General features: G+C 68.7%; 18 protein-coding genes. 8 read left to right on the top strand and 10 right to left on the bottom strand.

The genetic code is table 11. The features are described from left to right. Window positions 1-18: 18 nt before the first annotated feature. The 5 genes from SYV04_RS38615 to atpG all read right to left on the bottom strand — a co-directional run bounded on the left by SYV04_RS38615 (window position 19) and on the right by atpG (window position 4447). The gene (locus tag SYV04_RS38615; protein WP_321551071.1) at window positions 19-423 is read right to left on the bottom strand and encodes a F0F1 ATP synthase subunit epsilon; all 405 of its coding nucleotides are present in this window, start codon (window positions 421-423) and stop codon (window positions 19-21) included. Between the two features lie 28 nt (window positions 424-451). Further along, a complete protein-coding gene (locus SYV04_RS38620) occupies window positions 452-1003 on the bottom strand; it encodes a hypothetical protein (RefSeq protein ID WP_321551072.1) in 552 nt (183 codons plus the stop codon). 30 nt (window positions 1004-1033) lie between these two features. Next, window positions 1034-2479 carry a F0F1 ATP synthase subunit beta gene (gene atpD / locus SYV04_RS38625; protein ID WP_321551073.1) on the bottom strand — a complete coding sequence of 482 codons (1446 nt, stop codon included), beginning with the start codon at window positions 2477-2479 and terminating at the stop codon, window positions 1034-1036. A 166-nt stretch (window positions 2480-2645) separates the two neighbouring features. Further along, window positions 2646-3440 carry a prohibitin family protein gene (locus SYV04_RS38630; RefSeq protein WP_321551074.1) on the bottom strand — a complete coding sequence of 265 codons (795 nt, stop codon included), beginning with the start codon at window positions 3438-3440 and terminating at the stop codon, window positions 2646-2648. Between the two features lie 110 nt (window positions 3441-3550). Further along, a complete protein-coding gene (atpG, locus tag SYV04_RS38635; RefSeq protein ID WP_321551075.1) occupies window positions 3551-4447 on the bottom strand; it encodes an ATP synthase F1 subunit gamma in 897 nt (298 codons plus the stop codon). A 229-nt stretch (window positions 4448-4676) separates the two neighbouring features. Here atpG and SYV04_RS38640 point away from each other — a divergent pair, with 229 nt between their 5' ends. From SYV04_RS38640 to SYV04_RS38655, 4 genes are all read left to right on the top strand, one after another. After that, the gene (locus tag SYV04_RS38640; protein ID WP_321551076.1) at window positions 4677-5102 is read left to right on the top strand and encodes a response regulator; all 426 of its coding nucleotides are present in this window, start codon (window positions 4677-4679) and stop codon (window positions 5100-5102) included. A 78-nt stretch (window positions 5103-5180) separates the two neighbouring features. Next, window positions 5181-5837 carry a SanA/YdcF family protein gene (locus tag SYV04_RS38645; RefSeq protein WP_321551077.1) on the top strand — a complete coding sequence of 219 codons (657 nt, stop codon included), beginning with the start codon at window positions 5181-5183 and terminating at the stop codon, window positions 5835-5837. Between the two features lie 110 nt (window positions 5838-5947). Then, the gene (locus SYV04_RS38650) at window positions 5948-6220 is read left to right on the top strand and encodes a hypothetical protein (RefSeq protein ID WP_321551078.1); all 273 of its coding nucleotides are present in this window, start codon (window positions 5948-5950) and stop codon (window positions 6218-6220) included. Between the two features lie 3 nt (window positions 6221-6223). Further along, the gene (locus SYV04_RS38655; RefSeq protein ID WP_321551079.1) at window positions 6224-7342 is read left to right on the top strand and encodes an AI-2E family transporter; all 1119 of its coding nucleotides are present in this window, start codon (window positions 6224-6226) and stop codon (window positions 7340-7342) included. Window positions 7343-7404: 62 nt separating this feature from the next. Here SYV04_RS38655 and SYV04_RS38660 read toward each other — a convergent pair whose 3' ends face one another. Further along, entirely contained in the window at window positions 7405-8670 is a 1266-nt protein-coding gene (locus SYV04_RS38660) for an SMI1/KNR4 family protein (RefSeq protein WP_321551080.1), read from the bottom strand. A gap of 332 nt (window positions 8671-9002) precedes the next feature. Between SYV04_RS38660 and SYV04_RS38665 the strand changes: the two genes are divergently transcribed. Together SYV04_RS38665 and SYV04_RS38670 are read left to right on the top strand one after the other, a co-directional pair. Continuing rightward, entirely contained in the window at window positions 9003-10817 is a 1815-nt protein-coding gene (locus tag SYV04_RS38665) for a CotH kinase family protein (protein ID WP_321551081.1), read from the top strand. Between the two features lie 39 nt (window positions 10818-10856). Then, window positions 10857-11204, top strand: coding sequence for a thioredoxin family protein (locus SYV04_RS38670; RefSeq protein ID WP_321551082.1), 348 nt, complete (start codon window positions 10857-10859; stop codon window positions 11202-11204). Window positions 11205-11223: 19 nt separating this feature from the next. On the opposite strand, the gene SYV04_RS38675 is transcribed toward SYV04_RS38670, so the two are convergent. Beyond that, a complete protein-coding gene (locus SYV04_RS38675) occupies window positions 11224-12495 on the bottom strand; it encodes a type I restriction enzyme HsdR N-terminal domain-containing protein (RefSeq protein WP_479691457.1) in 1272 nt (423 codons plus the stop codon). A 203-nt stretch (window positions 12496-12698) separates the two neighbouring features. Between SYV04_RS38675 and SYV04_RS38680 the strand changes: the two genes are divergently transcribed. Next, the gene (locus SYV04_RS38680; protein WP_321551084.1) at window positions 12699-13262 is read left to right on the top strand and encodes an imm11 family protein; all 564 of its coding nucleotides are present in this window, start codon (window positions 12699-12701) and stop codon (window positions 13260-13262) included. Window positions 13263-13269: 7 nt separating this feature from the next. Here the strand turns inward: SYV04_RS38680 and SYV04_RS38685 are convergent, their stop codons facing one another. Both SYV04_RS38685 and SYV04_RS38690 read right to left on the bottom strand, forming a co-directional pair. Then, window positions 13270-15474, bottom strand: coding sequence for a cache domain-containing protein (locus tag SYV04_RS38685; protein WP_321551085.1), 2205 nt, complete (start codon window positions 15472-15474; stop codon window positions 13270-13272). A 23-nt stretch (window positions 15475-15497) separates the two neighbouring features. Next, entirely contained in the window at window positions 15498-17324 is a 1827-nt protein-coding gene (locus tag SYV04_RS38690) for a HAMP domain-containing methyl-accepting chemotaxis protein (RefSeq protein WP_321551086.1), read from the bottom strand. A gap of 282 nt (window positions 17325-17606) precedes the next feature. On the opposite strand from SYV04_RS38690, the gene SYV04_RS38695 reads away from it, so the two are divergent. After that, window positions 17607-21683: a DUF3857 domain-containing protein gene (locus SYV04_RS38695; protein ID WP_321551087.1), complete on the top strand. Its 4077-nt coding sequence runs from the start codon at window positions 17607-17609 to the stop codon at window positions 21681-21683. 5 nt (window positions 21684-21688) lie between these two features. Here the strand turns inward: SYV04_RS38695 and SYV04_RS38700 are convergent, their stop codons facing one another. After that, window positions 21689-23548 carry an ABC transporter ATP-binding protein gene (locus SYV04_RS38700; RefSeq protein ID WP_321551088.1) on the bottom strand — a complete coding sequence of 620 codons (1860 nt, stop codon included), beginning with the start codon at window positions 23546-23548 and terminating at the stop codon, window positions 21689-21691. Window positions 23549-23857: the final 309 nt, after the last annotated feature.

The raw sequence follows: 23857 nt of genomic DNA on the forward strand, positions 1-23857 counted from the left end.
GCGACGTCTGAGAGTGAGCTAGCGCGTACCGGCGGCCGTCATGCGCGCCGTCTCACGGCGCACGGTCGCCTGCTCCAGCTGGTAGCGGGCGTCCTCGGGCGCCAGGCCCTTGAGGCGCTCCTGCGCCTCGTTCATCCGCCGGCGCGCCGCCTCCACGTCGATGCCCGACACCGGCTCGGCGCCATCGGCCAGCACCAGCACCTTGTCGTTGCCGACCTCCACGAAGCCGCCCGCCACGAAGAACGACTCGCGCCGGCCGCCGTCGATGATCGTCAGCGCCCCCGGCTCCATCAGCGACAGGAACGGCGTGTGGCCCGGCCGCACGCCAAAGAGGCCATGGCCGCCCGGCACGATGGCCTCATCCGCCTGCACGGAGAGGATGCGCTTCTCAGGGGTCACAATCTCCACGGTCAGCTTCGCCATGTGCTCCTCGGGTACCGCGCTGCTGCATTCAGAACGACAGCGAGTAGAACTTGCCGCCTACCGCCTCGAACTCCACCTTCTCCTGGTCCGTCAGGCGCGGGCCCTTGCCGGGAATCCCCAGCGTGCCCTCGAGCCACTTGAAGTGGCCCTGCATCTGCCGCACCTCACTCAGCTCCTTCGACTTCAGGAAGTCCGGCAGCCGCTTCTCCTGCAGCTTCTGCCCGGCCCGGTCGTACAGCGCCGCCACCGGCGTGTTCGCCCAGCCCGGAATCCGAACCTTCCTCTTGCCCTGCTTGAGCACCAGCCCCTTGGTGCCCTTCTCCGCCAGCGGGTGCAGCACCCAGAAGCGCTCCCCGTCGTTGGAGGCGAAGTACAGGTCATTCACCGTGCCGACGCACCCGGAGAACTGCCACGCCAGCCCGCTCTCCTTGAGCATCTCCACGCGGCACTGGCCCGGCGCATCCTCCACCAGGCGAACGCTGTAGAGACCATTGGCGCTCACCCGCGCCTTGCTGGCGCGCTCCGCGGCAAGGCCGGGGAGCGCGAGCAACAAGGCGATGGCGAACAGGGGGCGCAGCATGGAGCACCTCCGGGCCGGCACGCCGGCGAACTAGGCGGCCGCGATCTTCCGGGCGTTCTCGAGCACCTCGTTGATGTCGCCCGCCATGTAGAAGGCCGCCTCGGGGATGTCGTCGTGCTTGCCGTCGGCGATCTCCTTGAAGCCCTGGATGGTGTCCTGGAGCTTCACGTAGCGGCCCGGCTTGCCGGTGAACACCTCGGCGACGAAGAACGGCTGCGACAGGAAGCGCTGGATCTTCCGCGCGCGCGCCACCGTCTGCTTGTCCGCCTCGGACAGCTCGTCCATGCCGAGGATGGCGATGATGTCCTGCAGCTCCTTGTACTTCTGGAGGATGCCCTGGACCTTGCGGGCCACGCTGTAGTGCTCGGCGCCCACCACGTTCGGGTCGAGGATGCGGCTGGTGGAGTCGAGCGGATCCACCGCGGGGTAGATGCCCAGCTCGGAGATGGCGCGGTTGAGCACCGTCGTCGCGTCCAGGTGGGCGAACGTGGTGGCGGGCGCGGGGTCCGTCAGGTCGTCGGCGGGCACGTAGATGGCCTGCACCGAGGTGATGGAGCCCTTGGTGGTGGAGGTGATGCGCTCCTGCAGGGCGCCCATCTCGGTGGACAGCGTGGGCTGGTAACCCACGGCGCTCGGAATACGGCCCAGGAGCGCGGACACCTCGGAGCCGGCCTGCGTGAACCGGAAGATGTTGTCCACGAAGAGGAGCACGTCGCGCCCCTCCACGTCACGGAAGTACTCGGCGATGGTCAGCGCGGAGAGGGCCACGCGGGCGCGGGCTCCGGGCGGCTCGTTCATCTGCCCGTACACCAGCACGCACTGGCTCTTCTCCAGGTCCTGCGTGTTGATGACGCCGCCTTCCTGCATCTCGTGGTACAGGTCGTTGCCCTCGCGGGTGCGCTCACCCACGCCGGCGAACACCGAGAAGCCGCCGCGCTCCTTGGCGACGTTGCGGATGAGCTCCATCAGGAGCACCGTCTTGCCCACGCCGGCGCCGCCGAACAGGCCGATCTTCCCACCGCGGGTGTACGGGGCGAGCAGGTCGATGACCTTGATGCCCGTCTCGAAGGCCTGCACGCGCACGTCCTGGTCCACGAAGAGCGGAGCCGGGCGGTGGATGGGCCAGGTCTGCTGGGCCTTCACGGGGCCCTTCTCGTCCACCGGCGCGCCGGTGACGTTCAGGATGCGGCCCAGGGTGGGCTTGCCCACCGGAACCTGGATGGGAGCGCCGGTGTTCTTCACCGTCTGGCCGCGGGCCAGGCCCTCGGTGGAGTCCATGGAGATGCAGCGCACCATGTTCTCGCCCAGGTGCTGAGCCACCTCGATGGTGAGGTTGTCGGCCTCGGAGCTCACCGTGGGGTTGGACACCGTGAGGGCGGTGTACACCTCCGGCAGTCCTCCGGGCGGGAACTCCACGTCAATCACGGGTCCGAGAACCTGGGTGATCTTGCCTACCGTCGCAGCTTGAGCGCTCATGAGTTCGTCTGCCTCTTGCGAAGGGCGGCGCGGCCGCCTCGCGTCGAAAATCGGCCCGAGGGTGGGAGGGCGGGCCCCCTTTACCGGGGGGCTGCTACGGGGTCAAGCCTCGTGGCACGCCAGTCAGAAGAGCGTCTTAAGTCCCCGGGTGCCACCGTGCCAAGGGCTACTTGCCGTCTGGCTGGTAGACGAGCGGCAGGCCGCCGCTGCCCCCGCTGCCCACCAGGATGATCTTCGAGTTGGGGCTGGCCGCCAGCTTCTCGGTGATTTCGATGCCCTTGAGGCGCAGGTACTCCTCGGTCAGCCCCTGGCGGACGATGCTCTGGTACTTGGCGATGCCCTCGGCTTCGATCTGCTTGCGCTCGGCCTCCTGGCGCTCCTTGTCGAGGGTGAAGCGCATCTTCTGGCTGCGCTGCTCCTCGGCCAGCTTGTCGCCGATGGCCTGGCGGATGGCCTCTGGCAGCCCCACGTCGCGCACCAGGATGGCCTCCACCACCACGTGCTTGCCCGCCAGCGCCCGGGTCACCTCGTCGTAGATCTCCTTTTCGATCTGCTCGCGCTTGCTGGAGTAGATCTCCTCGGGCGCGTAGCGGCCGAACACCTTGCGCGCCTCCGAGCGGACGATGGGGCCCACCAGGATGTCCGCGTAGCGGGGGCCCGTCTGGGTGTGCAGCTCGAAGATCTTGGCCGCCTCCGGCCGGTAGCGCACGCTGGCGTCCACCTTCAGGTCCAGGCCGTTGTTGGACAGCACGGCCAGGTCCTCCTTCAGCTCCTGCACGCGCAAGTCGTAGACGATGAGGTCCTTGCCGACCCGGAGCACATGCAGCCCCTCGCCGTAGAGGTCCTTCTGCGTGCCCTGGCCAAAGGAGTCGAAGACGATGCCACCGTGACCGCTGGGCACCGTGCCACACGTACACCCGGACACCGTGAACAGCACGAGCATCCCCCACAGTCGCTTCATGTGCCCCTCCTCGCTTTCGCGCCGGGACATTAAAAGCCGCAGGGCCCGCCCTCCACCGAATCAGGTGGAAGAACAGGCCCCGGAGTGCTGCGCAGGACGGTTGGAGGCGACTACTTGAGCGCCTCGGCGCCGGAGACGATCTCCATCAGCTCCTTGGTGATGACGGCCTGGCGCGTGCGGTTGTAGTGCAGCGAGAGGCTGGCGATCATGTCCGTGGCGTTGCTGGTGGCGTTCTCCATGGCGCTCATGCGGGCGCCGTGCTCGCTGGCCTGGCTCTCCAGCAGCGCGCGGTACAGCTTGATGGAGACGGCCTGGGGCACCAGCCGGTCCAGCACCTCGCGGCGGCCGGGCTCGTACTTGAAGTCCACCAGCGTCGGACCGGTGCCGGCCTTGGGAGCCGCCGGGGCCGCCGCGCCGGGCCCGAAGGTCTGCAGCGGCAGGATCTGCGTCAGGTTCACCTGCTGGCTGATGGCCGAGAGGAACTCGTTGTAGACGACGTAGACGGCATCCACCTCGCCATTGGTGAAGCTGGCGGTGAGCTCCTCGGCCACCTCGCGGGCGGCCAGGTAGTTCAGCCGCTGGTACAGGCCACCGAAGTCCTTGCGGATGTTCTGCCCGCGCTGGCGGAAGAAGTCGTGGCCCTTGCGGCCCACCGTGGAGAGCTGGATGCGCTCCAGCGAGCTGTTCTCGTAGATGTAGCGGCTGGCGCGGCGGATGACGTTGGAGTTGAAGCCACCGGCGAGGCCACGGTCCGAGGTGAGCACCACCACCTCCGCGCGGCGGATGGGGCGGGCCGTCAGCAGCGGGTGGGCGACCTCCTCCTCGGCCGAGCGGGCCGCGAGGTCGGCGATGATCTGGTCCAGCATCTGCGCGTAGGGACGCGCGGCGATGATGGCATCCTGCGCCTTGCGCAGCTTGGCGGCCGCCACCATCTTCATCGCCTTGGTGATCTGCCGCGTGTTCTTCACCGTGCGGATGCGCTTGCGAATGTCGCGAAGGGACGCCATGGGGGCCTGAAGCTCCTGTTCGGACGCGGCCCTGCGAGAGTCCCAACAACGGGGAGGGCAGGTACCGGGCGGCGCCCCCTATATAAGCGGCACGCCAGCCGGTCAACCGCACCGTGTCATGGAAGACGGCTGTCCTCGACCAGGCGGCCGGGCGGTGAGGCCTCCCATGCCATCCCACCCTCGGGCACATAGCCTTTCAAGGCAGGCCCCCTGGACCGGAGGGAGCACCATGGCGTCTCTTCTGAGCGGCCCCATCCTCGTCGTCGAGGACGACCCGGACATTCGCGAAGCCCTCCAGGGCTTCCTGGAGCTCCAGGGCTATGAGGTGCGCGTGGCCAGCCATGGCCGCGAGGCGGTCGAGCACCTGACGCGGGGGCCTCGGCCCGCCCTCATCCTGCTGGACATGGGGCTGCCCATCATGGACGGGCACCGGCTGCTCACCTTCCGCAAGCAGACGGACGGCTTCTCGGAGATTCCCGTGGTCATCCTCTCCGCGGGCATGGCGGCGATGCACCCCCGGGATCGGGCCCTGTACGCCTCCAATTACAATGTGGCTGCCTTCATCAAGAAGCCAGCCGACCTCCAGACGCTCGTGGAGGCCGTGGAGCGCCACGCGTTGCGGCCGCTCGGCACCTCGGCGGGCGCCCCGGCCTGAAACGGGCCCGCTTCGCCCCCCTTCCAGGCGTTGGGGGGTCGGGCGACAATGCCCCCGGACCACGGTTCTACCTAACCCATGGGGCGTCGCGGCGTGCTTGGAGTCTGGTTGCGCAGAGGGCTCCTCGCCGGCGCGGTGGCGCTGCTGGTGGTGCTCGGCCTGTCGCACCTCGTCCGGGTTCGCTACGAGGACCGCATCGTCCCCCTGAGCCAGGCGCCCGAGGCCCCGGTGGCGCTCGTGTTCGGCGCGGGGCTGGCGCCGGGCGGGGTGCCCTCGGCGGTGCTGGCCCAGCGGCTGGACACGGCGGTGGCCCTCTGGAAGGCGGGGCGCGTCAAGGCGGTGCTGGTGAGCGGGGACAACTCGGACCGCTTCCATGACGAGACGCGCGCCATGCGCCGCTACCTCTTGGAGCGAGGCCTGCCCGAGGCGGCGGTGCTGGGGGATGACTCGGGCCTGTCCACCTATGACAGCTGCGTGCGGGCCTTCACCGTCTTCCAGGTGCGCCAGGCGCTGCTGGTGACCCAGCGCTTCCACCTGCCGCGCGCCCTCTTCATCGCCAACTCGGTGGGCATGGACGCCTGGGGCGTGGCGGCCGACGAGGGCCGGCCCTCCACCCGGCGCTACGCGGTGCGGGAGATGTTCTCGCGGGTGCTCGCCCTGGCCATGGTGGTGTCGGGCAAGGCGCCCGCCTACCCGGCCCGCCGCACCGAAACCTCCGGGCGCCCGGGGCCCTGAGCGGAAGACAGCAGGCGGGCAGGCGGCCTCCGTTTGCCGCGCCCGGCCTGGGTCCGCACTGTTAGCTCGGAAGCAGCCGACCCACCGGGTTCCTCGAGAGGAGGACTGTCATGCGCTTCAAGAAGCTGGGTTCCGAGGATGTGGGCGAATCGACCTCGCGTCGCCATGTGGACCCTGTCACGGGCCAGGAAGAGGTGAACATCACCGACCAGGACCTGGCCGCCACGCCGCCGCTGGAGGAGGAGCCGGACTTCCGCGACATCCTCCCCGACCAGATTCAGGAGTTCCGCGCCAGCGGAGAGGAGGAAGAGGAGGAGGAATTGACGGCCCGGCCGAGCGAGAGCCTGCGGCCGATGCGTCGGGATCAGCTCCCGGAGAGCTAGAACGTGGCCCACGCGCCGCGCTCCCAGGTCTCGCCCCGAACCGTGTGGACGGTGGGGCTCAACGTCCTGGGGATGCTGGCGCTGCTGATGTTGCTGCGGGCCGCCAGCGGCGTGCTGTCCTGGGTGCTGGTGGCGCTCTTCCTTGCCTTGGCGGCCCATCCGCTGGTGGCCTGGATGGAGCGCCGGGGCCTGCGGCGCGGGATGTCGGTGGGGCTGGTGTTCCTGTCCGCGTTGGGCGGGATGGCGGCCCTGCTGACGACGTTCGTGCCCATGATGGTGGAGCAGGCGCGGGCGCTGGTGGAGGCGGCCCCCGGCTACCTCGAGTCGATGCGCCACTGGGAGTGGCTGCAGCGTTTGGACGAGCGCTACGGCGTCTTCGAGCGGATGGCGGCGGAGCTGCGCCAGCGGCTGCCCGGCGCGGCGATGCCGGTGCTCGGGGTGGTGACGGGCCTGCTCCATCGCCTGGCCGCCTTCATCACCATCATGGTGCTGGCGGCCTTCTTCCTGGCCTTCGGCAAGGACCTGTTCGACAAGGCGCTCTTGTGGGTGCCTCCGCGGAAGCGGGAGCACACGCGCAAGCTGGCCTCACGGATGAACCGCACCGTGGGCCGCTATGTGGCGGGCTCGTTCCTCATCTCGCTCATCGGCGGTGGGGTGACGACGGTGACGCTGCTGCTGCTGGATGTGCCCTACTTCCTCCCGCTGGGGCTGGCCATGGCGGTGCTGGGGCTCATCCCCTTCATCGGGGCCTTCCTCGGCGGCATGCTGGTGGTGGGCACCACGTTCGCCTCTGCGGGCACGCGCGCCGGCGTCATCACGTTGATCGTCTTCCTCGTCTACCAGCAGGTGGAGAACCACCTGCTGCAGCCGTTCATCCAGCGGCGCACGCTGCACATGAACCCGCTGCTCATCGCGCTGGCGATGCTGGTGGGCACCGCGTTCGCGGGCGTGCTCGGGGCGCTGCTGGCGCTGCCGGTGGCGGGGGCGGTGCAGGTGGTGGCGCAGGATCGGCTCGCCCGGCGCCAGGAGCTGTGGCGCATCTCCGGCGAGCAGGAGAATTCCCTCATGGGGAGCCCTCCGCCCACGGCCTCGGACGGGGAATCGCCCGAGGCACGGCACTGAAGCCTGGGCGTGGAGGGAGGTTGCCTCCTCCACGCCCGAGTTCAGAAAGGCGGTGAACTGGCTCAGCGCTTGCGCCGCGCTCCCGCTGCCTTCTTGGCGGAGGACTTCTTCGCGGGGACCTTCTTGGCAGGGGCCTTCTTCGTCCCAGCCTTCTTCATGGGAACCTTCTTCGCAGGGGCCTTCTTCGTCCCAGCCTTCTTCGCGGGGATGGCCTTCTTGGCGGGCGCCTTCTTCGCGGGGGCAGCCTTCTTCGCGGGGACCTTCTTGGCGGGCGCCTTCTTCGTCCCAGCCTTCTTCGCGGGGACGGCCTTCTTGGCGGGCGCCTTCTTCGCGGGGACAGCCTTCTTCGCGGGGACAGCCTTCTTCGCGGGGGCCTTCTTCACGGCAGCGGCCTTCTTCGGCGCTGCCGTCTCGCGAGGCTTCGCGGTCGGCTCCGGGGCCGCCGCCTGCTCCGTGAGGCGCTTCACGCGGCGCTCGGCGGCAATCACCGCCGGCTTCTCGATCCCCTTCTCCTTCTTCCCCGCTCCCGCCTGTTCCTGGAGGCGCTTCATGCGGCGCTCAGCGGCCACCACCGCCGGCTTCTCCAGCTCCTTCTCCTCGGGCTTTGCCGCCTCGCCCTCCTCCTCCTCCTCCTCGGCCTCGGTGGGCTCTTCCTCCGCCTCGGCCTCCACCAGGACTTCCTGATCTTCCTCCTCGGCCTCGGCGGGCGCCTCCTCGGCCTTGCCCTCCTCGTACTCGTACTCGAGCTCCTCGCCCTCCTCGGCCTGCTTGCCCTCTTCGTCCTCGGACAGCTCGCTCAGCGCGCCCTGCACCGCGGCGATGGCGCGCGCGAAGGTGCGGTCGCCGAACTGCTCGTGCTCCACCGGAGGCACCAGCACGTTGAGCATGTTCGACAACGAGCGGTACAGCCGCATCTCCTTCTTCTCGGTCTCCCACGTGCCGAAGAGCCAGTCCTCGTCCCCCAGCGCCTTCACCCACTCCGGCAGCGGTCCGCCCCCGTCCCCCTGCTCCACCATGGCCGACTTGCGCGAGGTGAACAGGTGCCGGTGCGCCCCCTTCAGCCCGAAGCGCCAGACGCCCGCCACCGGCAGGCCCACCAACATCTTGCGCGTCTTCTCCAGCACGCTGGGCGCCTCGCCCTCGCCGTGCAGCGGGTAGAGCATCACCTCGCCCTCGAATTCGCCGCCGTTGAAGGCCGAGTACAAGTCCCCCAGCTCCCCGGGCAGCGGTACCCCGCACTCCGTCTCGGCTCGCCGCAGCTCCTCCGCAGCCACCCCGGGGGACGTCTTCCGCGCCGACTTCTGCAGTGCCTCCAACCACTCGTGCATGGCCCCTCCACTTCGATGGCGCCTCGCTTCAGGCGCCCATGCCCCCCTGCCCGGCCAATCTCGGTGCTCCCGCACCCGCGTGCCAGGGGGAAATGTCGGACATTTGGGAGTTCTACACCGCTCCGTCCTTCTCTCACCGCATCTTCCCGCACCCGGGTGACGTCTGATCGCCTTCCGAAGGGCACTCGGGGCCCCTGGCTGGGAAAAACCCTTCCCTCCCATGGGAGCCGCCTTCCCAGGGCCCTCCCCCAGGGCCGCTCCAGCATCCGCCACCCAACACCCGCGAGGGCATGCCCCCTGCACCCTCCCCCGCCCCGGAACGGAGGAGTGGAATGGGGAGATGGCGTTGGCTGGTGCTCATGGGGATGCTGGGGCTGGGGGCATGTGGGCCGGAGTCCGCCCCGAGCCTGCCGGAGCCCCCGGACCGCACCGGCGAGAATCCCCTGCCCACCACCCCGGACGGGGGCACGCCTCCTTCGGAGGATGCGGGCACGCCGGACACCGGAGCGCCGGACGCGGGAGCGCCGGATGCGGGCAAGCCCGACGCCGGAGCGCCGGACGCGGGGCCTCCTCCGCTCGAGTTCCCGCCGGTGCAGAGCCGCATTCCGTCGTTCGACCTGCAGATCGCTCCCGAGCACCTGGCGTGGCTCGAGCAGAACCCGGAGACGGATGAGACGGTGCCCGTGACGGTGGTGCTCGACGGCGAGAGCGCGCCGGGACAGCTGCGCTTCCGAGGCGCCAGCACCCGGACGCTGCCCCAGAAGAGCTTCAAGATCGAGCTGGACCCGGGCTACGAGTTCGCCGACCGAGACCACTTCGAGCTGCTGGCCGAGTGGTACGACAGCGGCAAGCTCACGGAGAAGTTCGCGGTGGACCTGTACACGGCGATGAAGCTGCCGGTGCCCCGCGCCAGCTACGTGAAGGTGAGCATCAACGGCCAGCCCAACGGGCTGTACGTGGACATGGAGCACGTGGGCAAGGACTACCTCAAGCACCACGGCCTGGAGCGCAACGCCTCCATCTACCGCTGCGGCCACCGCAACTGCGAGATGACGCCACGCCCGGGCTCGTACCAGACCGACTTCGAGAAGAAGACGAACGAGGACACCGGCCGCGCGGACCTGGACACGTTCCTGGCCTGGGTGAACCGCTCGGATGACGCGGAGTTCGAGGCGAAGCTGGAGCGCCACGTGGACGTGGAGGCGTACCTGGGCAACCTCGCCGCCGACATGCTCATCTCCAACAACATCGTGGAGGACTCGCGCAGCTACTGGGTCCACGAGCACGGCAAGGACCGGTGGCAGTACGTGCCGTGGGACCTGAACAACGCGCGGATGCTCTTCTGGCGCACCTGGGCTCCCACGGATCCGCCCATCGAGGACCGCTGGGCCCAGCCCTTCACCCTGTATGACCCGGGAGTGCAGGACCTCTACGAGCTGCGCGTGGGGGAGCGCCCCTCGCAGCGTCCGACCTGGAGCGTGCTCGCCACGCGTGTGTGGGACCGGCCGGCCCTGCGCGCCCGGATGCTGGCGAAGCTGGAGGCGGCGCTCGCGGGTCCCTTCTCGGAGACGAAGGCCAACGCGCACATCGACGCGCTGTGGGCCCGGGTGAGCTCGGAGCTGGCGAGTGACCCGTACATCTCCCCCGAGCACCTGGCGCGGGCGCGGGGCTTCCTGAAGCAGTACGTGCGCGAGCGCCGCGCCTTCCTACAGCGCGCGCTGCAGGACCTGAAGGCCCATGGCAGCGGAGCGCTGGTCATCCGGGAGATCAACGCCGGCAGCGCCGGCTACGTGGAGCTGTACAACCGTGGCACCGCGACGCTGTCGCTCCAGGGGTACGAGGTGACGAACGACCTGCGCGCCACCACGCGGTACGCGCTGCCGGCCCTCACGCTGGAGCCGGGACAGACGCTGCGGCTCCAGGCGGATGGGAACACGGCCGCTGGCCCCACGCACCTGCCGTTCACGCTCTCGCGCCAGGGCGGCGAGGTGGGCCTCTTCAACGGCAACCTCGTGTCGAGCACTGGCAAGCCGCGCCTGCACAGCCCGGAGGATGTCGTGTACTACGGGCCACTGGCCTACGGCACGGTGTACGGGCGCAAGACGCCCGCGAGCGAGGACTTCGAGCGCCGGCCCCTGGTGCCGTGAGGGGTTGAAAGGGACCGAGGCTGCTCGTTAGGCAAGGGCATGGCACATCCCGCGACATACGAGGCGACTGCGGAGACCTTCGAGGCGCTGGTGCTCCAGCCGAAGGACGAGCTGGTGGTAGTGGACTTCTGGGGCGAGGGTTGCCCCAACTGCGACGTGTACGCGGCGGCGGAGCCCTCGCTGCTCTCCGAGCTGGAGGGCGCCCCGATGCGCGTGGTGAAGGTGAACGCCTACAAGCACGAAGAGCTGGCGCTGCGCTTCGGCCTGTTCGGCATCCCCACCTTCCTGCTGTTCCGCGATGGCAAGCTGCTGGGGAAGATGAGCCAGTACTACGGCCGGGATTACTGGCTCGGTGTCGTCCGCGAGCACCTGCCCCGCGCCTCCTGAGCGGGGCGAAGGACTCGATTCAGGCCGGTGGGGCCTCTTTGACAGGCGCCGCAGCCTCAACCGGCGCCTCGTCCTTACTGGCCTTCGAGAGTTCAAGGCTCCGCAGCACGAGGGACTTCAAGGCCCAGATCTGCGCGATGTTCTCGATGTAGACGCGAGAGAGCCCAAAAGCGACGGGGGCCTCTTCGATCGCGAAGCCAGAAACGAGCTGCTTGGCTTCCTCGGCCGGCACCCAGGTGACGATGCTCTTGCGCTTGGCATTGCTGAAGAAGCGCAAGAACCACTTGGTGGGCTTGCGGTAGGAGATGTTGAAGTAGGCGGTGGTGTCTCTGTAGAGGATCTCTTCGGGGTTGGCGCCACCCTTGACGCAGATGTCCCGAATGAGCCCGAAGAAGTCGAGTTCCTCCTGGGTCGTCTCAATGGCCATCCGTTGCTTCTCTTCAGCGACGGCTCCCTTCACCTCTTCGAATGGCCTCGCTGACTCTGGCTTGATGACGTTCTGAGCGGGCTCCCCGGTCGCCTCTCCCGTGTCACGCAGACGCTGGATGCGCTCCTTGAGCTTCTCGAGGAAGTCATCGCCCATGACCCGGAGCAGCGCTGGCTCGATGGCTTCCTTCGCGACCTCTCCCAGCCGGGTCATCACAGCGCCCGTCCGCTTGCCCTTGTAGACCTCCTCGGTCAGCCACCGCATGAAGCCTTCGTTGTCAGCGGGAGAGCGCAACGCGGCCGAGAGCCTGTCGATCATGGCCTGGCGGTAGCGACTGTTCTCCGCGTCCGTGACCAGGGTCTCCGCATTGAAGGACTCGCGGCTGAACTTCGAGAGGAACTTGGCGACCTTGGACCAGTCGGTCTTGGTGTCTTCGAGGGAGAAGCTGAAGAAGGGCTCGCGATCCATCTGGTTCGGATTCTCGAGATCTCCGAAGAACAGATAGTGGCAGCCGTCCGTGATGATCCCGAAATGGAGATCCGCCATCTGCGCGATATAGCGAGCCAGCTGCTGTGACTTGGCCATCAAGTCCGTACCGAGCGGCTTGGTCTCGATCACCATCAAGGGCTTGGCACCGGTCTGATCAAAGATCGCGAAGTCCATGCGATCCTGGAGGCGCTTTCCATCCCCTTGAGTGAACTCCGCCGCGTATTCGAGGCGGACCTCTTTGGGAATGTTGGGGTCGTACCCAAGCAACCGGATGAACGGAACCACCAGTGCCATCTTGGCGGTTTCTTCGTTGGTGATGTACTCCCGGTTCTCGTTGTACCGCTTGACCAAATCGAGAAGCTGATTGGCTTCCATGCTGTACCTCCCTCGGACCTGTGGAAGGTCCCCCCGTTGAGAAGCCGCATCGTACAACAGGATGGGAAGCCGCGCGCCACCCCTGAAGACACTGGGGCGCCGCAAAGAATCGCTCTCAAGAAGCTGGCCAACGAGATCGCCACACCTGGCACGGAACTGCACCAACTCGTCACCCAAGGCAAACCGCGATAGGTGCTCCCTGCATGCCGCTGCGTTACTTCGCGCTGTCCGATGATGTGTCCTTCCCCCACCGCTGGCACCTTGCCACGCCAACGGACAGTCAGGGCCACGAGGTGGACGACTGGCAGTTCAGTGACGGGAAGCCGCTACAGCTCCAGGGACGCTTGAGGGTTCCAATCGAGCATGCAGGCAGGCCCTTGGACTTCTCCGAAGCGGGGATCAAGATCCCCGTGCTCCACATCCGGGCGGCCAATGCGTTTCTGGAGATGGCGCCCACCGATGTGCAGGTCATCCCCGTCGAGATCGAAGGCTACCGGGACCAGTATGTGATCCTCGTGGCCACGCGACTGATCCGCTGCATTGACGAGAAGGCCTCCAAGGTCCAGCTCTGGACCCCTGAAGACGGCTCGCCCCACAAAGTAGGGAAGTACTACGCCGTCGATGATCTCCGCATCGACAAGGCAACGGTAGGCGCCACCCAGGTGTTCCGCCCAGAGGGCTGGTCCGGAACACTGATCATCTCTGGGGACATCAAGACCGCGCTGGAGCGCATGGGCGCGACAGGAACGAAATTCGAGGAGGTATAGCCCTTCCTCAGTAGAACCAGACGCAGGTAGCGGCCAGGGCCCCTCCCGCCGTGAGCGGTCCGTACATGAGCTTGGGCCATAGGTTGTCCTCGTAGAGGACGAAGCCCACCTCACTGTTCGTCGAGAACAGCAGCGCGTTGAGCGACAGCAACAACAGCAGCACGTACACCAGGATGTAGAACCACTCGAAGTAGACCAACTGCGCCGTCCCCATCGACTCGCGCAGCGACACGTGCTGCAGCACGGCGATGAAGAAGAACGTCCCGTACGCCCCGATGATGGTGCTGGCGTTGAAGCCCAGGCGCTCCATCAGCCCCTCCCTGCGACTGCTCAGCATCAGCACCGCGAACATCAGGAACAGCAGGATGACCAACGGCAGCACGTGGCCGATGACCGGATTGGTGAACACACGCCGCGCGCTGATGGTGAACCGCAGCGTCAGCACGTCCCGGAAGAGGTCCGCCTGCCTCAAGCCCAGGTCGCTGTTGATCACCCGCTCCACGTGGCTGAAGAACGACTCCTCCAGCTGCCAGCCCGGCAACCCGATCGCGTTGCCCACTCCCGGCAGTGCCGAGGTGATGATGTTGTCGTAGGCCGAAAGGTCCGGGACCAGGATCACCGGCGCGTCGAACGCCCGCGGCACCATGTCGATCTTGATGCTCTCTCGATCCAGCGGGAAGTCCCTCGCATCGAACTTCTCCGGCAACTCGAGCTGGAAGCTCCAGCCAATCACCTGGTTGCCCTCCACCTCCTTGCGGAAGAGCTCCTCCATCTCGACGGACAGCGCTCCCGGGAAGTCGACCCCCACGCTCGGTGGCAGCGCGTCCGCTGTCTCCTGAGGCGCCTCCTCGCGGGCCGCCGCGAGGACCGTCATCCCCTGGGCTCCGCCTGCCGCCTTGGCCGTGACGGGTGCCCCAGTTGGCGCGTCTCCCCGCGCTTCCTGGCGATAGCTTTGCCAGACGATGCCCGTCAGGCTCAGCGTCTTGTCCGAGGACGAGATCTGACTGACGTGGATGCCCGTCGGAACCACGACGAGGTCATCCCGGCGATGGACCTCCTGGAGCCGCGATCGGTTCTCCTGGATGAGCCGGTCCACCTCCGACGCGGAGATGATGGCCGGGACCTGGGCCTCCCCGAGGCTGCCCTTGTGGGCCAGGTGCCACGTGTAGCCCACGGCGCCGCAGAGCAGCGCGGTGCTGGCGGTCGACAAGATCCACAGGGAGCACTGCTGCCGCTGCTCCACCTTCAACAGCATCGCCAGCCCGATGAGGGCAAACAGCATCACCGAGAACACGATGGCCAGCCGCCACTTCGCCAGCCCCTTCTCGCCATGGAGCGCCGAGCCCGCCACCGTCACGGTACACATCGCCCAACCGGTCTTGGAGAGCGCCTCGCACCAGGCCCACGCGGGCCCCTGGGTCATCGGATCCTCGATCCGCAGCGAGAGGCTCCCCGCCCCAGGCGTCTGGACCCACTGGCTGATCTGCTCCAGCTCCGCCGAGTCGTGGGTGCTCGCCAGTTGCTGCAGCGTCCGCCCCTTGACCACGTCGGTCCAGTTCGGGTGCGACAGCAGCCGCCCCTGGCGCGTCATGACGAACGCATAGCCGCCCCGCCCCAGGTCGAGGTTCTTCACCAGGTCCGTCAACGTCTTCAGCGAATAGTTGGCGAAGGCCACGCCCGCGAAGCCGCCCTCCGCGCTCAGGGGCCGGGTGTGCTCCGCGAGGATGGCGCGCGTCATCGGGTCGTAATAGGGCTCACTCCACCCCTCCCCCTCGCTCTTGGCCCGGTGGTACCACTCCGTCTCGGGGCTCCGGGTGGTGTAGTCGTAGGAGGGATCATCCTCCAGGCTCGCGGGCGACAGCTTGCCGTCCTTGCGCACGCAGTAGGGCGCGAAGCGCTGATGGTCGGGCGTGGTGGTGGGGTCGAGCGCGTAGCCGAGCTGCTTGAGCCGCGGCTCGGCCCGCATCATGTCGCACAGCCGGGAGGAGACCTCTTCGCGGCTGAGTGCCGCCCGGTCCATGCGCGCCACCTGCTCGCTCAGCACCATGAGCCGGTGGAGCGAGTCATCCACGCTCTGGATGGCCAGATGCGAGGACTTGCGCATCCTGTCGAGTTCACCCTGCAGCGTCCGGCGCTCGTAGGACTCATAGCCGTAGCCCAGCGCCAACAGCGCGCCCAGCGTCAGCACGAGGAACGCCCCCCACTTCTTCATGTTCCCGGACATCGCGCCTCACTTCACCTGAAGCGATCGAAATCTCCCTCGCCACTCGCCGCGGACGAGGGCGCGGCCTCCACCGTCGCCACGACCGGCTCGGCGGGCGGAGGCGGCATCATCGGCGGCAGCTCCACCGCCAGCGGGGGCAGCTGCACCAGCAGCTCATCCGAGAAGCCCACCCGGAAGAAGCCCGTCAAACGCTGCAGCGCGTTGGCCTGCGAGGCCAGCTCCGCCGCCGCGCTCGCCAGCTCCTCCGCCGAGCGCGCGTTGCCCTGCGTGGCGTGCTCCACGTGAATCATCGCGTGGTTCATCAGCTCCACGCTCGTCGACTGCTCTCTCGTCGAGCCCGCCACCTCCGTCACCAGCTGCGCCGTGCGGTGAATCGACGGCACCAGGTCCCTCAAGAGCCGCCCCGATTGGTCCGCCACGCCCATGCTCGACATGGCCAGCTCGCCAATCTCCCGCACCGCCGACTTGCTGCGCTCGGCCAGCCGCCGCACCTCGCCCGCCACCACGCTGAAGCCCTTGCCGTGCTCGCCCGCGCGAATGGCCTCGATGGCCGCGTTGAGCGCCAGCATGTTCGTCTGGTGCGCCAGCTCTTCGATGAGCGACACGTTCGTGGAGATGCGCCGCATGGCCGCCACCGTCTGCCCCACCGCCTGGCCGCTCGCCTCCGCGTTGAGCGCCCCCACCCGCGCCATCTCCTCCATCTTCTTGCAGCTCTCCGTGTTGCGCTGCACCGAGACGCTGATCTCCTTGAGCGTCTGCGTGTTCTCTTGAATCGCCGTCGCCTGCTCGTTGGTGCCCTGCGCCAACGTCTGCGAGGAGGAGGCCAGCATCGCCGACGCCGTCGCCAGCGAGGAGGCCCCTGCCCGCACCTCGGCCACCACCTGCGTCAGCCGCGTCACCATCTCCGCCAGCGCCTTGCCCAGCGCGTCCTTCTCCGAGCGCGGCTCCACCCGCACCATCAGGTCGCCATGGGCGATGCTCACCGCCGTGGCCACCATCTGCTGCAGCGAGCGCACCATCTCCAGCGTCGCCCGCAGGAGCTGCGCCGCCTCGTCCTGCGTCTGCGGATCCACCGGCAGCGCCTGCTCGCCCTCCTCCAACAGCTCCAGCTCCCCGCGCGCCAGCCGCGCCGTCATCCGCGTGAGCCGCGAGATGGGCTCGACGATGATGCGCGAGAGCTTCCACGCCACCGCGATGCCCGCGCTGCTCAGCGCCAGCCCCAGCAGCGGCAGGAAGAGCCGCATCCAGAACATGGAGGACTGGGCGCTCTGGTTGGAGAGCGCCGCGAACTGGCGGTGCAGCGCCATCAGCTTCGTGACCGAGGCCTCCAGCCGCCCCAGCGACTCCTCCAGCTGCGCCACGTCCACCGGGGTGTTGTTCAGCACCCGCTCACGCACCGGCTGGAAGCCCGCGTACGCCACCTCGAAGAGCGTGAGCGCGGCGAGTTCCTCCTCCTGCAGCTTCTGCTGATCCAGCTCCTCCAGCGTCTCGGTGAACTCGGGGTCCAACGTGGACTGCCACTCCCTCTTGTAGCGGGCCATCACCGCGCTGAGCGCCACGTCGTGCTCGCGCGCCCGCTTCACCAGCGTGCCGCGCTCCTCCTCCGTCAGCGAGGTGGCCCGCGCCAACAACCGCAAGTCCCCCGCCAGCGCCTCGCGGTGCAGGTTGCCCTCCTCCAGCCCCAGGATGGGCAACAGCATGAAGCTGTAGAGGGTTTCGTACTCGGACTTGAGCGTCCCCGTGCCTCCCAGCGCCACCAGCGTCATGGCGATGACCGATACCGGGATGAGCAGCGCAATCAGGGCCAGCTTCCAGAACAACTTCAGGCGACGGACCATGGCGCGAGGCATCCAGGGCAGAGGGATTCGGGCCTGGATCAGAATTTCCGACTGAGAAGGATTTTTCGACCCCAAGCAGGCAACAGGCCCTGGTGTTGCAGGGGGCGTACCGGGGCTGTCACCCGAAGAAGACCAGACAACTCCTAGAAATGCCAGGGGGGTACGGCTTCCAAGCGGGAAAGTAGGACCCGGGGTGGCCTCTCCGGTGGGTTGTCCGAAGCCTGGACGGCCGGGGAGGGCTCTCGCCCGCTCCGGGGGGAGAGTGCCAGACTGCGGGCCTCCATGCGCTTCGCCCTCGCCGTGCTGCTTGCCTCCCTGCCCGCGCTCGCCGCCAACCCCTGGGAGGCGCCCGCCTTCTCCGCCGAGCCCGCGGCTCTCGCGGGGGCCGCCGCCGCGCTGCCTGCTCCCGAGGGGGCCGAGGTGGAGGTGCTGCTGGAGGAGGGCACCTTCTCCTATGACGCGCACGGCCGGGAGACCGTCACCCTGCGCCAGGTCTACCGCGTGCTCACCACCGAGGGGGCGCACACCTGGGACACGGTGGCCATGGGCTACGCGCCCTGGCACGAGGAGCGCCCGGAGATTCGCGCCCGCGTCATTACTCCGGACGGAGTGGCGCACGTGTTGGATCCCGCCACCTTGGTGGAGGCCACGCCCGCCGAGAGCGAGCCGGAGACGCTGTCGGACCGGCGCGTGCTGCGCGGCCCGCTGCCCGCCATCACCGTGGGCGCGGTGGTGGAGCAGCTCATCATCACGCGCGAGACGGAGAGCCTGTTCGCCAGCGGTGCCGCGCGGCGCTTCTTCTGGGGCAAGGAGGTGCCGGTGCGCAAGGTGCGGCTCACGCTGGAGGTGCCCCAGGGCAGCGCCCTGCACTTCGCCACGCGTGGCGTGGGGGTGAAGCCCCGGCGCACCGAGGCTCAGGGGCGTACCCGGCTCGTCTTCGAGGATGGGCCGCTGGAGCCCCTGCAAGCCCCCGAGCCCTTCCTGCCCGCGGACGCCGTCACCTGGCCGCACGTGGCCTTCTCCACCGGACGCGGCTGGGGCGAGCTGGCCCGCAGCTACCACGAGACGGTGGAGGTGCAGCTGGCCGGCGCGGCGCTGGAGCGCACCGCGAAGGAGATCGTCGGAGACGAGAAGCGCCGCGAGGTGGTGGCCGGCAAGCTGATGGCGTGGGTGCATTCGCAGGTGCGCTACACGAGCCTGCAGTTCGGCGCGGCGGCCGTGGTGCCGCGCCAGCCGGCCGAGACGCTGGTGCGCCGCTACGGCGACTGCAAGGACCTGTCCACGCTGCTGGTGGGCCTGCTGCGCGCCTCGGGCATTCCGGCCTCGGTGGCGCTGCTTCGCACCGGCCCGGAGGATGTACGCGAGGCGCTGCCCGGCTTCGGCCTCTTCGACCACGCCATCGTCTACCTCCCCGGCACACCCGCCCTGTGGGTGGATGCCACGGATGCCTTCAGCGCTCCGGGACAGCTTCCCGTCCTGGTGCAGGGGCGCCTGGCGCTGGTGGCCCACCCGGAGACGAAGGGCCTGGTGCGCACCCCCGAGGCGCCGGCCACGGCCAACACCTTCACCACCCGGCGCGAGGTGTTCCTGGCCGAGCGCGGCCCCGCCCGCATCGTCGAGGTGAAGGCATCCACCGGCGCGGTGGCCTCCGCGTACCGCGAGCACTTCGCGAGCACGGAGCTGGCCCGGGTGCGCGAGGGCTATACGGAGTACGTGAAGAGCGCCTTCGCCGCCGAGGAGCTGGGGCGGCTGGAGCCTCGGGAGCTGAAGGCGCTGGAGAAGCCCTTCGAGGTGGAGTTGGAGGTGGCGCGGGCCTCTCGGGGTTACACGGACGACACGGAGGCGGTGCTGGCGCTGGGCGGCATGGCCCTGCTGGGGCGACTGCCGGACTTCCTGCTCGACTCATCGAGCGAGGAGCCGTCGGGGGCCCGGCGCCAGGGGGAGTTGGTGTTGCTGGAACCCTACACCGCCGAGCTTCGCTACCGCGTGGTGCCTCCGCCGGGCTATGTGCCCCGGCCGCTGCCCAAGGCCTTCAACCACAAGCTGGGCCCGGCCACCTACTCGGGCCAGTTCTCGCTCCAGGGCCGCGAGGTACACGCCACCTTCCGCTTCCAGACCAGCAAGCGCCGGTGGACAGCGGCGGAGGTGGAGACATTCCGCACCGCGCTCACGCCGCTGCGCACGGAGGAGGACGCGCAGGCCGCCTTCGACCATGAGGGCGCCGCGCTGCTGGCCGCCGAGCGCGTATCCGAGGCGCTGGAGGCCTACCGCCGCCTCGTGACGCTGCACCCGAACGAGGCCCTGCACCGCACCCAGCTCTCGCTCGCGCTGCTGGGGGCTGGCGTGGGGGATGAGGCCCGCCAGGAGGCCCGCCGCGCCACGGAGGTGGAGCCGGGCTCGGCGCTGGCCTGGCGCACGCTGGGGTGGGTGCTGCAGCACGACATGCTGGGCCGCCGCTTCCTGCCGGGCTTCGACCACGCGGCCGCCCTGGCCGCCTACCGCAAGGCCAAGGCGCTGGAGCCGAAGGACTTCGAGACGCGCGGCGACCTGGGAATCCTCCTCGAGTACAACCCCCAGGGCGAGCGCTACGCCGAGGGCTCGCGCCTGAAGGAGGCCGTGGCCGAGTACCAGGAGCTGCGCGAGCTGCTGGACCGCGACGACATGGATGACCACCTGCTGCTGGACGTGTTCCTGCTGGAGCGGTACGCGGAGGTGCTGCGGCTGGCGCAGGACATGAAGCCCTCGAAGCTGCGCCACAGCGTGCGGCTGAGCGCCTCGGCGCTGGTGGACGGCCCGGCGGCGGCGGTGAAGAACGCCTCCCGGTGGGTACCCGCCGTCGATGACCGACGCGAGGCGCTGCAGGATGCCGCCAACCGGTTGATGCGGCTGCGGCGCTACCCGGAGGCGCATGCGTTCCTCTCCGAGGCGGCCCGGGGTGCCCCCAACGCCGTGGAGCTGCAGCAGCGGGTGACACCCCTGATGAAGGCCACGCGCTTCGACGCCAGGGCCTTGAAGAACGAGGATCCGCGCACGGTGGTGCAACGGCTCTTCCTCGCCGTGCTGGAGGAGGACGGGGGCATGGCCCAGGTGGAGCGGAACCTGGTGAAGGCCTCGCTCACCTCGGAGCCGGACATGGCCAGCGAGGTGCTGCGCATCGTGCGCGCGCAGCTCGGCCGAGGGGTGCTGGCGGAGGTGCCGCTGCATGCCTCGGTGGACCTGGCGCTCTCGATGATGGAGCTGCGCGTGGAGGGGGACGCGAAGAGCGCCTTGCGCATCCAGTCGCGCCTGCCCTTCGAGGGCTCCAGTGCGAGCGAGTCGTGGTTCGTGGTGCGCTCCGGCGGCGAGTACCGGCTGCTGGCTACCGGGTACCACACCCCGACGCTCGGCCAGGAGGCGATGCGGCGGGTGGAGGCGGGAGACCTGGCGGGGGCGCGACAATGGCTGGACTGGGCTCGCGACATGCTTCCGGCGACGCGTCCGGAGAGTGAGAGCGGCGCCAACTTCCTGCGGCTGTGGAAGAAGGGGAGCGCGGGCAGCGCGGAGCAGGTGCGCGTGGCGGCGGCGAGCCTCATGGCCTACGGCAAGCAGGCGGTGCGGGCCATTCCCTTCCTGAGCCTGGCGCGCGAGAAGGCGACGACGGACGCGGAGCGGCGGGGCTTGGACCGGGACCTGATGGGGGCGTACTACACGCTCAAGCGCATGCCGGAGTTGCTGGAGACGGCGGACCGCCTGCTGGAGGCGGCGCCCGTGGACGAGCTGGCGTACTTCCACGCCACCTACGCGCTGCGACAGACGAATCGGACGGAGGAGCTGGCGAAGCGCGCCGAGGCGCGGATGAAGCTCCTGCCGGAGGACGACATCGCGCTGGAGACGCTGGCGAACGTGGCGCGGATGCGTGGGGAGCTGGCGAAGGCGCAGGAGTACCGGCGGCGCATCGTCGAGACGGGCAAGGCCACGGCGCACACGTACAACGAGCTGGCGTGGAACACGCTGTTCCTGGGCACGGTGGACGAGGCGGCGGTGGCGGATGCGCTCAAGGCCAACACCCTCACCAACTATGGAAATGCGTCCTACGTCCACACGCTGGCCACGCTCTATGCGGAGGTGGGCGATGGGCAACAGGCACGCCAGTTGCTCCTCAAGTCCCTGGAGTTGAGGGGCACGGGCACGCCGCTGCCCTATGACTGGTACGTGGTGGGCCGCATCGCCGAGGGGTATGGGCTCCAGGAGGAGGCCCGGGCGGCGTACGCGAAGGCGCGGAGCTCCGAGCCAGACATCAACAACGTGAACGCGTTGACCGACTCGCGGCTCAAGGCGTTGGACTCGGCGCCCAAGGCCATCGCCAAGCCCGCGCCCTGACAGGTTCAGTCCCGGTAACCGCGCGCCTGCAGGTTGAACAGGTGCGCGTAGCGCCCGTCCTTCGCCATCAGCGCGTCGTGGCTGCCCAGCTCCTCCACCTGCCCGTTGTGCAGCACCGCGATCTGATCCGCCATCCGCACCGTCGAGAACCGGTGCGAAATCACGATGGCGATACGGTCCGCCGCCAGCGCCTGGAAGCGCTCGAACAGCGCGTGCTCCGCCTCCGCGTCGATGCTCGCCGTCGGCTCGTCCAAGATGAGCACCTCCGCGTCCTCGCGCATGAACGCCCGAGCCACCGCCAGCTTCTGCCACTGCCCCGCGCTCAGCTCCTGCCCCTTCTCGAACCACCCGCCCAGCATCGTGTCGTACTGCTGTGGCAGCGCCGTGATGACCGGGCTCGCTCCTCCCAGGTCCGCCGCTCGCACGATTCGGTTGCGGTCCTCCAGCGCCGGCACGTGCCCCAGCCCGATGTTCTCCGCCACGCTGAACTGGTAGCGCACGAAGTCCTGGAACACCGCTCCGAAGCGGCTCCGCAGATCCGCCACGTCCATGTCTCGGATGTCCACGCCCCCGTAGAGGATGCTGCCCTCCGTCGGCTCGTACAGGCGCAGCAGCAACTTCACCAACGTGCTCTTTCCCGCGCCGTTCTCCCCCACCAGCGCCAGCTTCTCTCCCGGCTGCAGCTTCAACGTCACGTTCCGCAGCGCCCACGCTTCCTTCCCTGGATAGCGGAAGGACACATCCCTCAGTTCGATGGCATTACCCGGCCCCCGCGGCGGCGATTTCGCCGGCAGCACCCGCGGCTGCTCCGAGCCCGTCGGTATCTCCAGGTACGCGAACAGGTTGCTCATGAAGAGCGCGTCCTCGTACATCGAACCGATGCTCGTCAGGATTCCCTGGAACGCCGCCTGCCCCTGCCGGAACACCGAGAGGTAGAGCACCATGTCGCCCACGGTGATTGTCCCCGTCGCCGCCCGGTTCGCCACGAACGCGTAGCATCCGTAGAACGCCCCCAACGACAGAATCCCCAGCCCCAACCCCCACCCCATCCGCTTGAGCGCCAGCGCCCGGTCCTCGCTGAAGAACTTCTGGAACAGCGTCCGGTAACGCCCCAGCACCAGCGGCCCCAGCCCGAACAGCTTCACCTCCTTCACGTGGTTGTCCCGCGTGAGGATCCACTCCAGGTAGTTCAGCTTGCGCCCCTCCGGCGCCCGCCACGAGTACAGCCGGAACCCCGCCGCCGCCAGCCGCGCCTCGGCGATGAACGCCGGAATCGAGGCCGCCACCAGCACCACCACGCTCCACGGCGACAGCGCCACCAACAGCACCGCGTACGTCGACAGCGTCACCAGGTTGCGGACAATCGTGAACGCCTGCATCACCAGCGACAGCGGCCGGCTGTTCGCCTCGCGCCGCGCGTTCTGCATCTTGTCGTAGGTGTCCGAGTCCTCGAAGTGCCGCAGCTCCAGCTCCAACGCCTTGTGCAGAATCCGCTCGTTGAGCAGGTTGCCCAGGTTGGCCCGCAGCAGCTCCCGCGTCAGCGCCAGGCTCCGGTCCACCAGCGCCGAGCCCAACATCAGCCCGAACTCCAGCCCCACCAGCCCCAGCACCCGCGAGCGCAGCACCTCCGCCCCGCCCTCCTTGGACGCCGCCACCACCCCGTCCACGATCAGCTTGCCCACGTAGGCAATCGCCGCCGGCAGCACCGCCGCCACCAGCGTCAGCACCCCCAACACCACCGCCAGCTTCGGGCTGGCCTGCCAGAAGAGCCGGAACGTTCCCGGCAGTTGCCTGAACAGGCTGCCCGCGTTCTTCAGGCGGGACTTGAGCGAAGGCGGAGGCGCGGAAGGGAGCGGTGGGGCCACGATCTCCTGTTCCTAACCGACAGGGGCTCCAAAGTCCGCGCTTCTCCCACCGAGGCCCCTGCGACGCTCGCCACGCGGCCGTGTGCAGCCCTGCGTACAGCCCCCAGGTATTCCGTCCGCCAGCTCATGGCCTTTTGAAAGAGTTACAGGCCGTGTGCGCAGTTCTCCGCACTTGTACCGAGATACACGTGCAACCCTCCACGGGGATCCACACCTTTAGGACGTCCGCCCCCCGACACCGCGCTCCCGCGGCCGGAGAGGGCGGGTCGGCCAGCGCTTTGCAGAGGAGGTGCGCGTCACCGGCGGTGA

The sequence above is a fragment of the Hyalangium ruber genome (genome assembly GCF_034259325.1).
Taxonomy (GTDB): Bacteria; Myxococcota; Myxococcia; order Myxococcales; family Myxococcaceae; genus Hyalangium_A; species Hyalangium_A rubrum.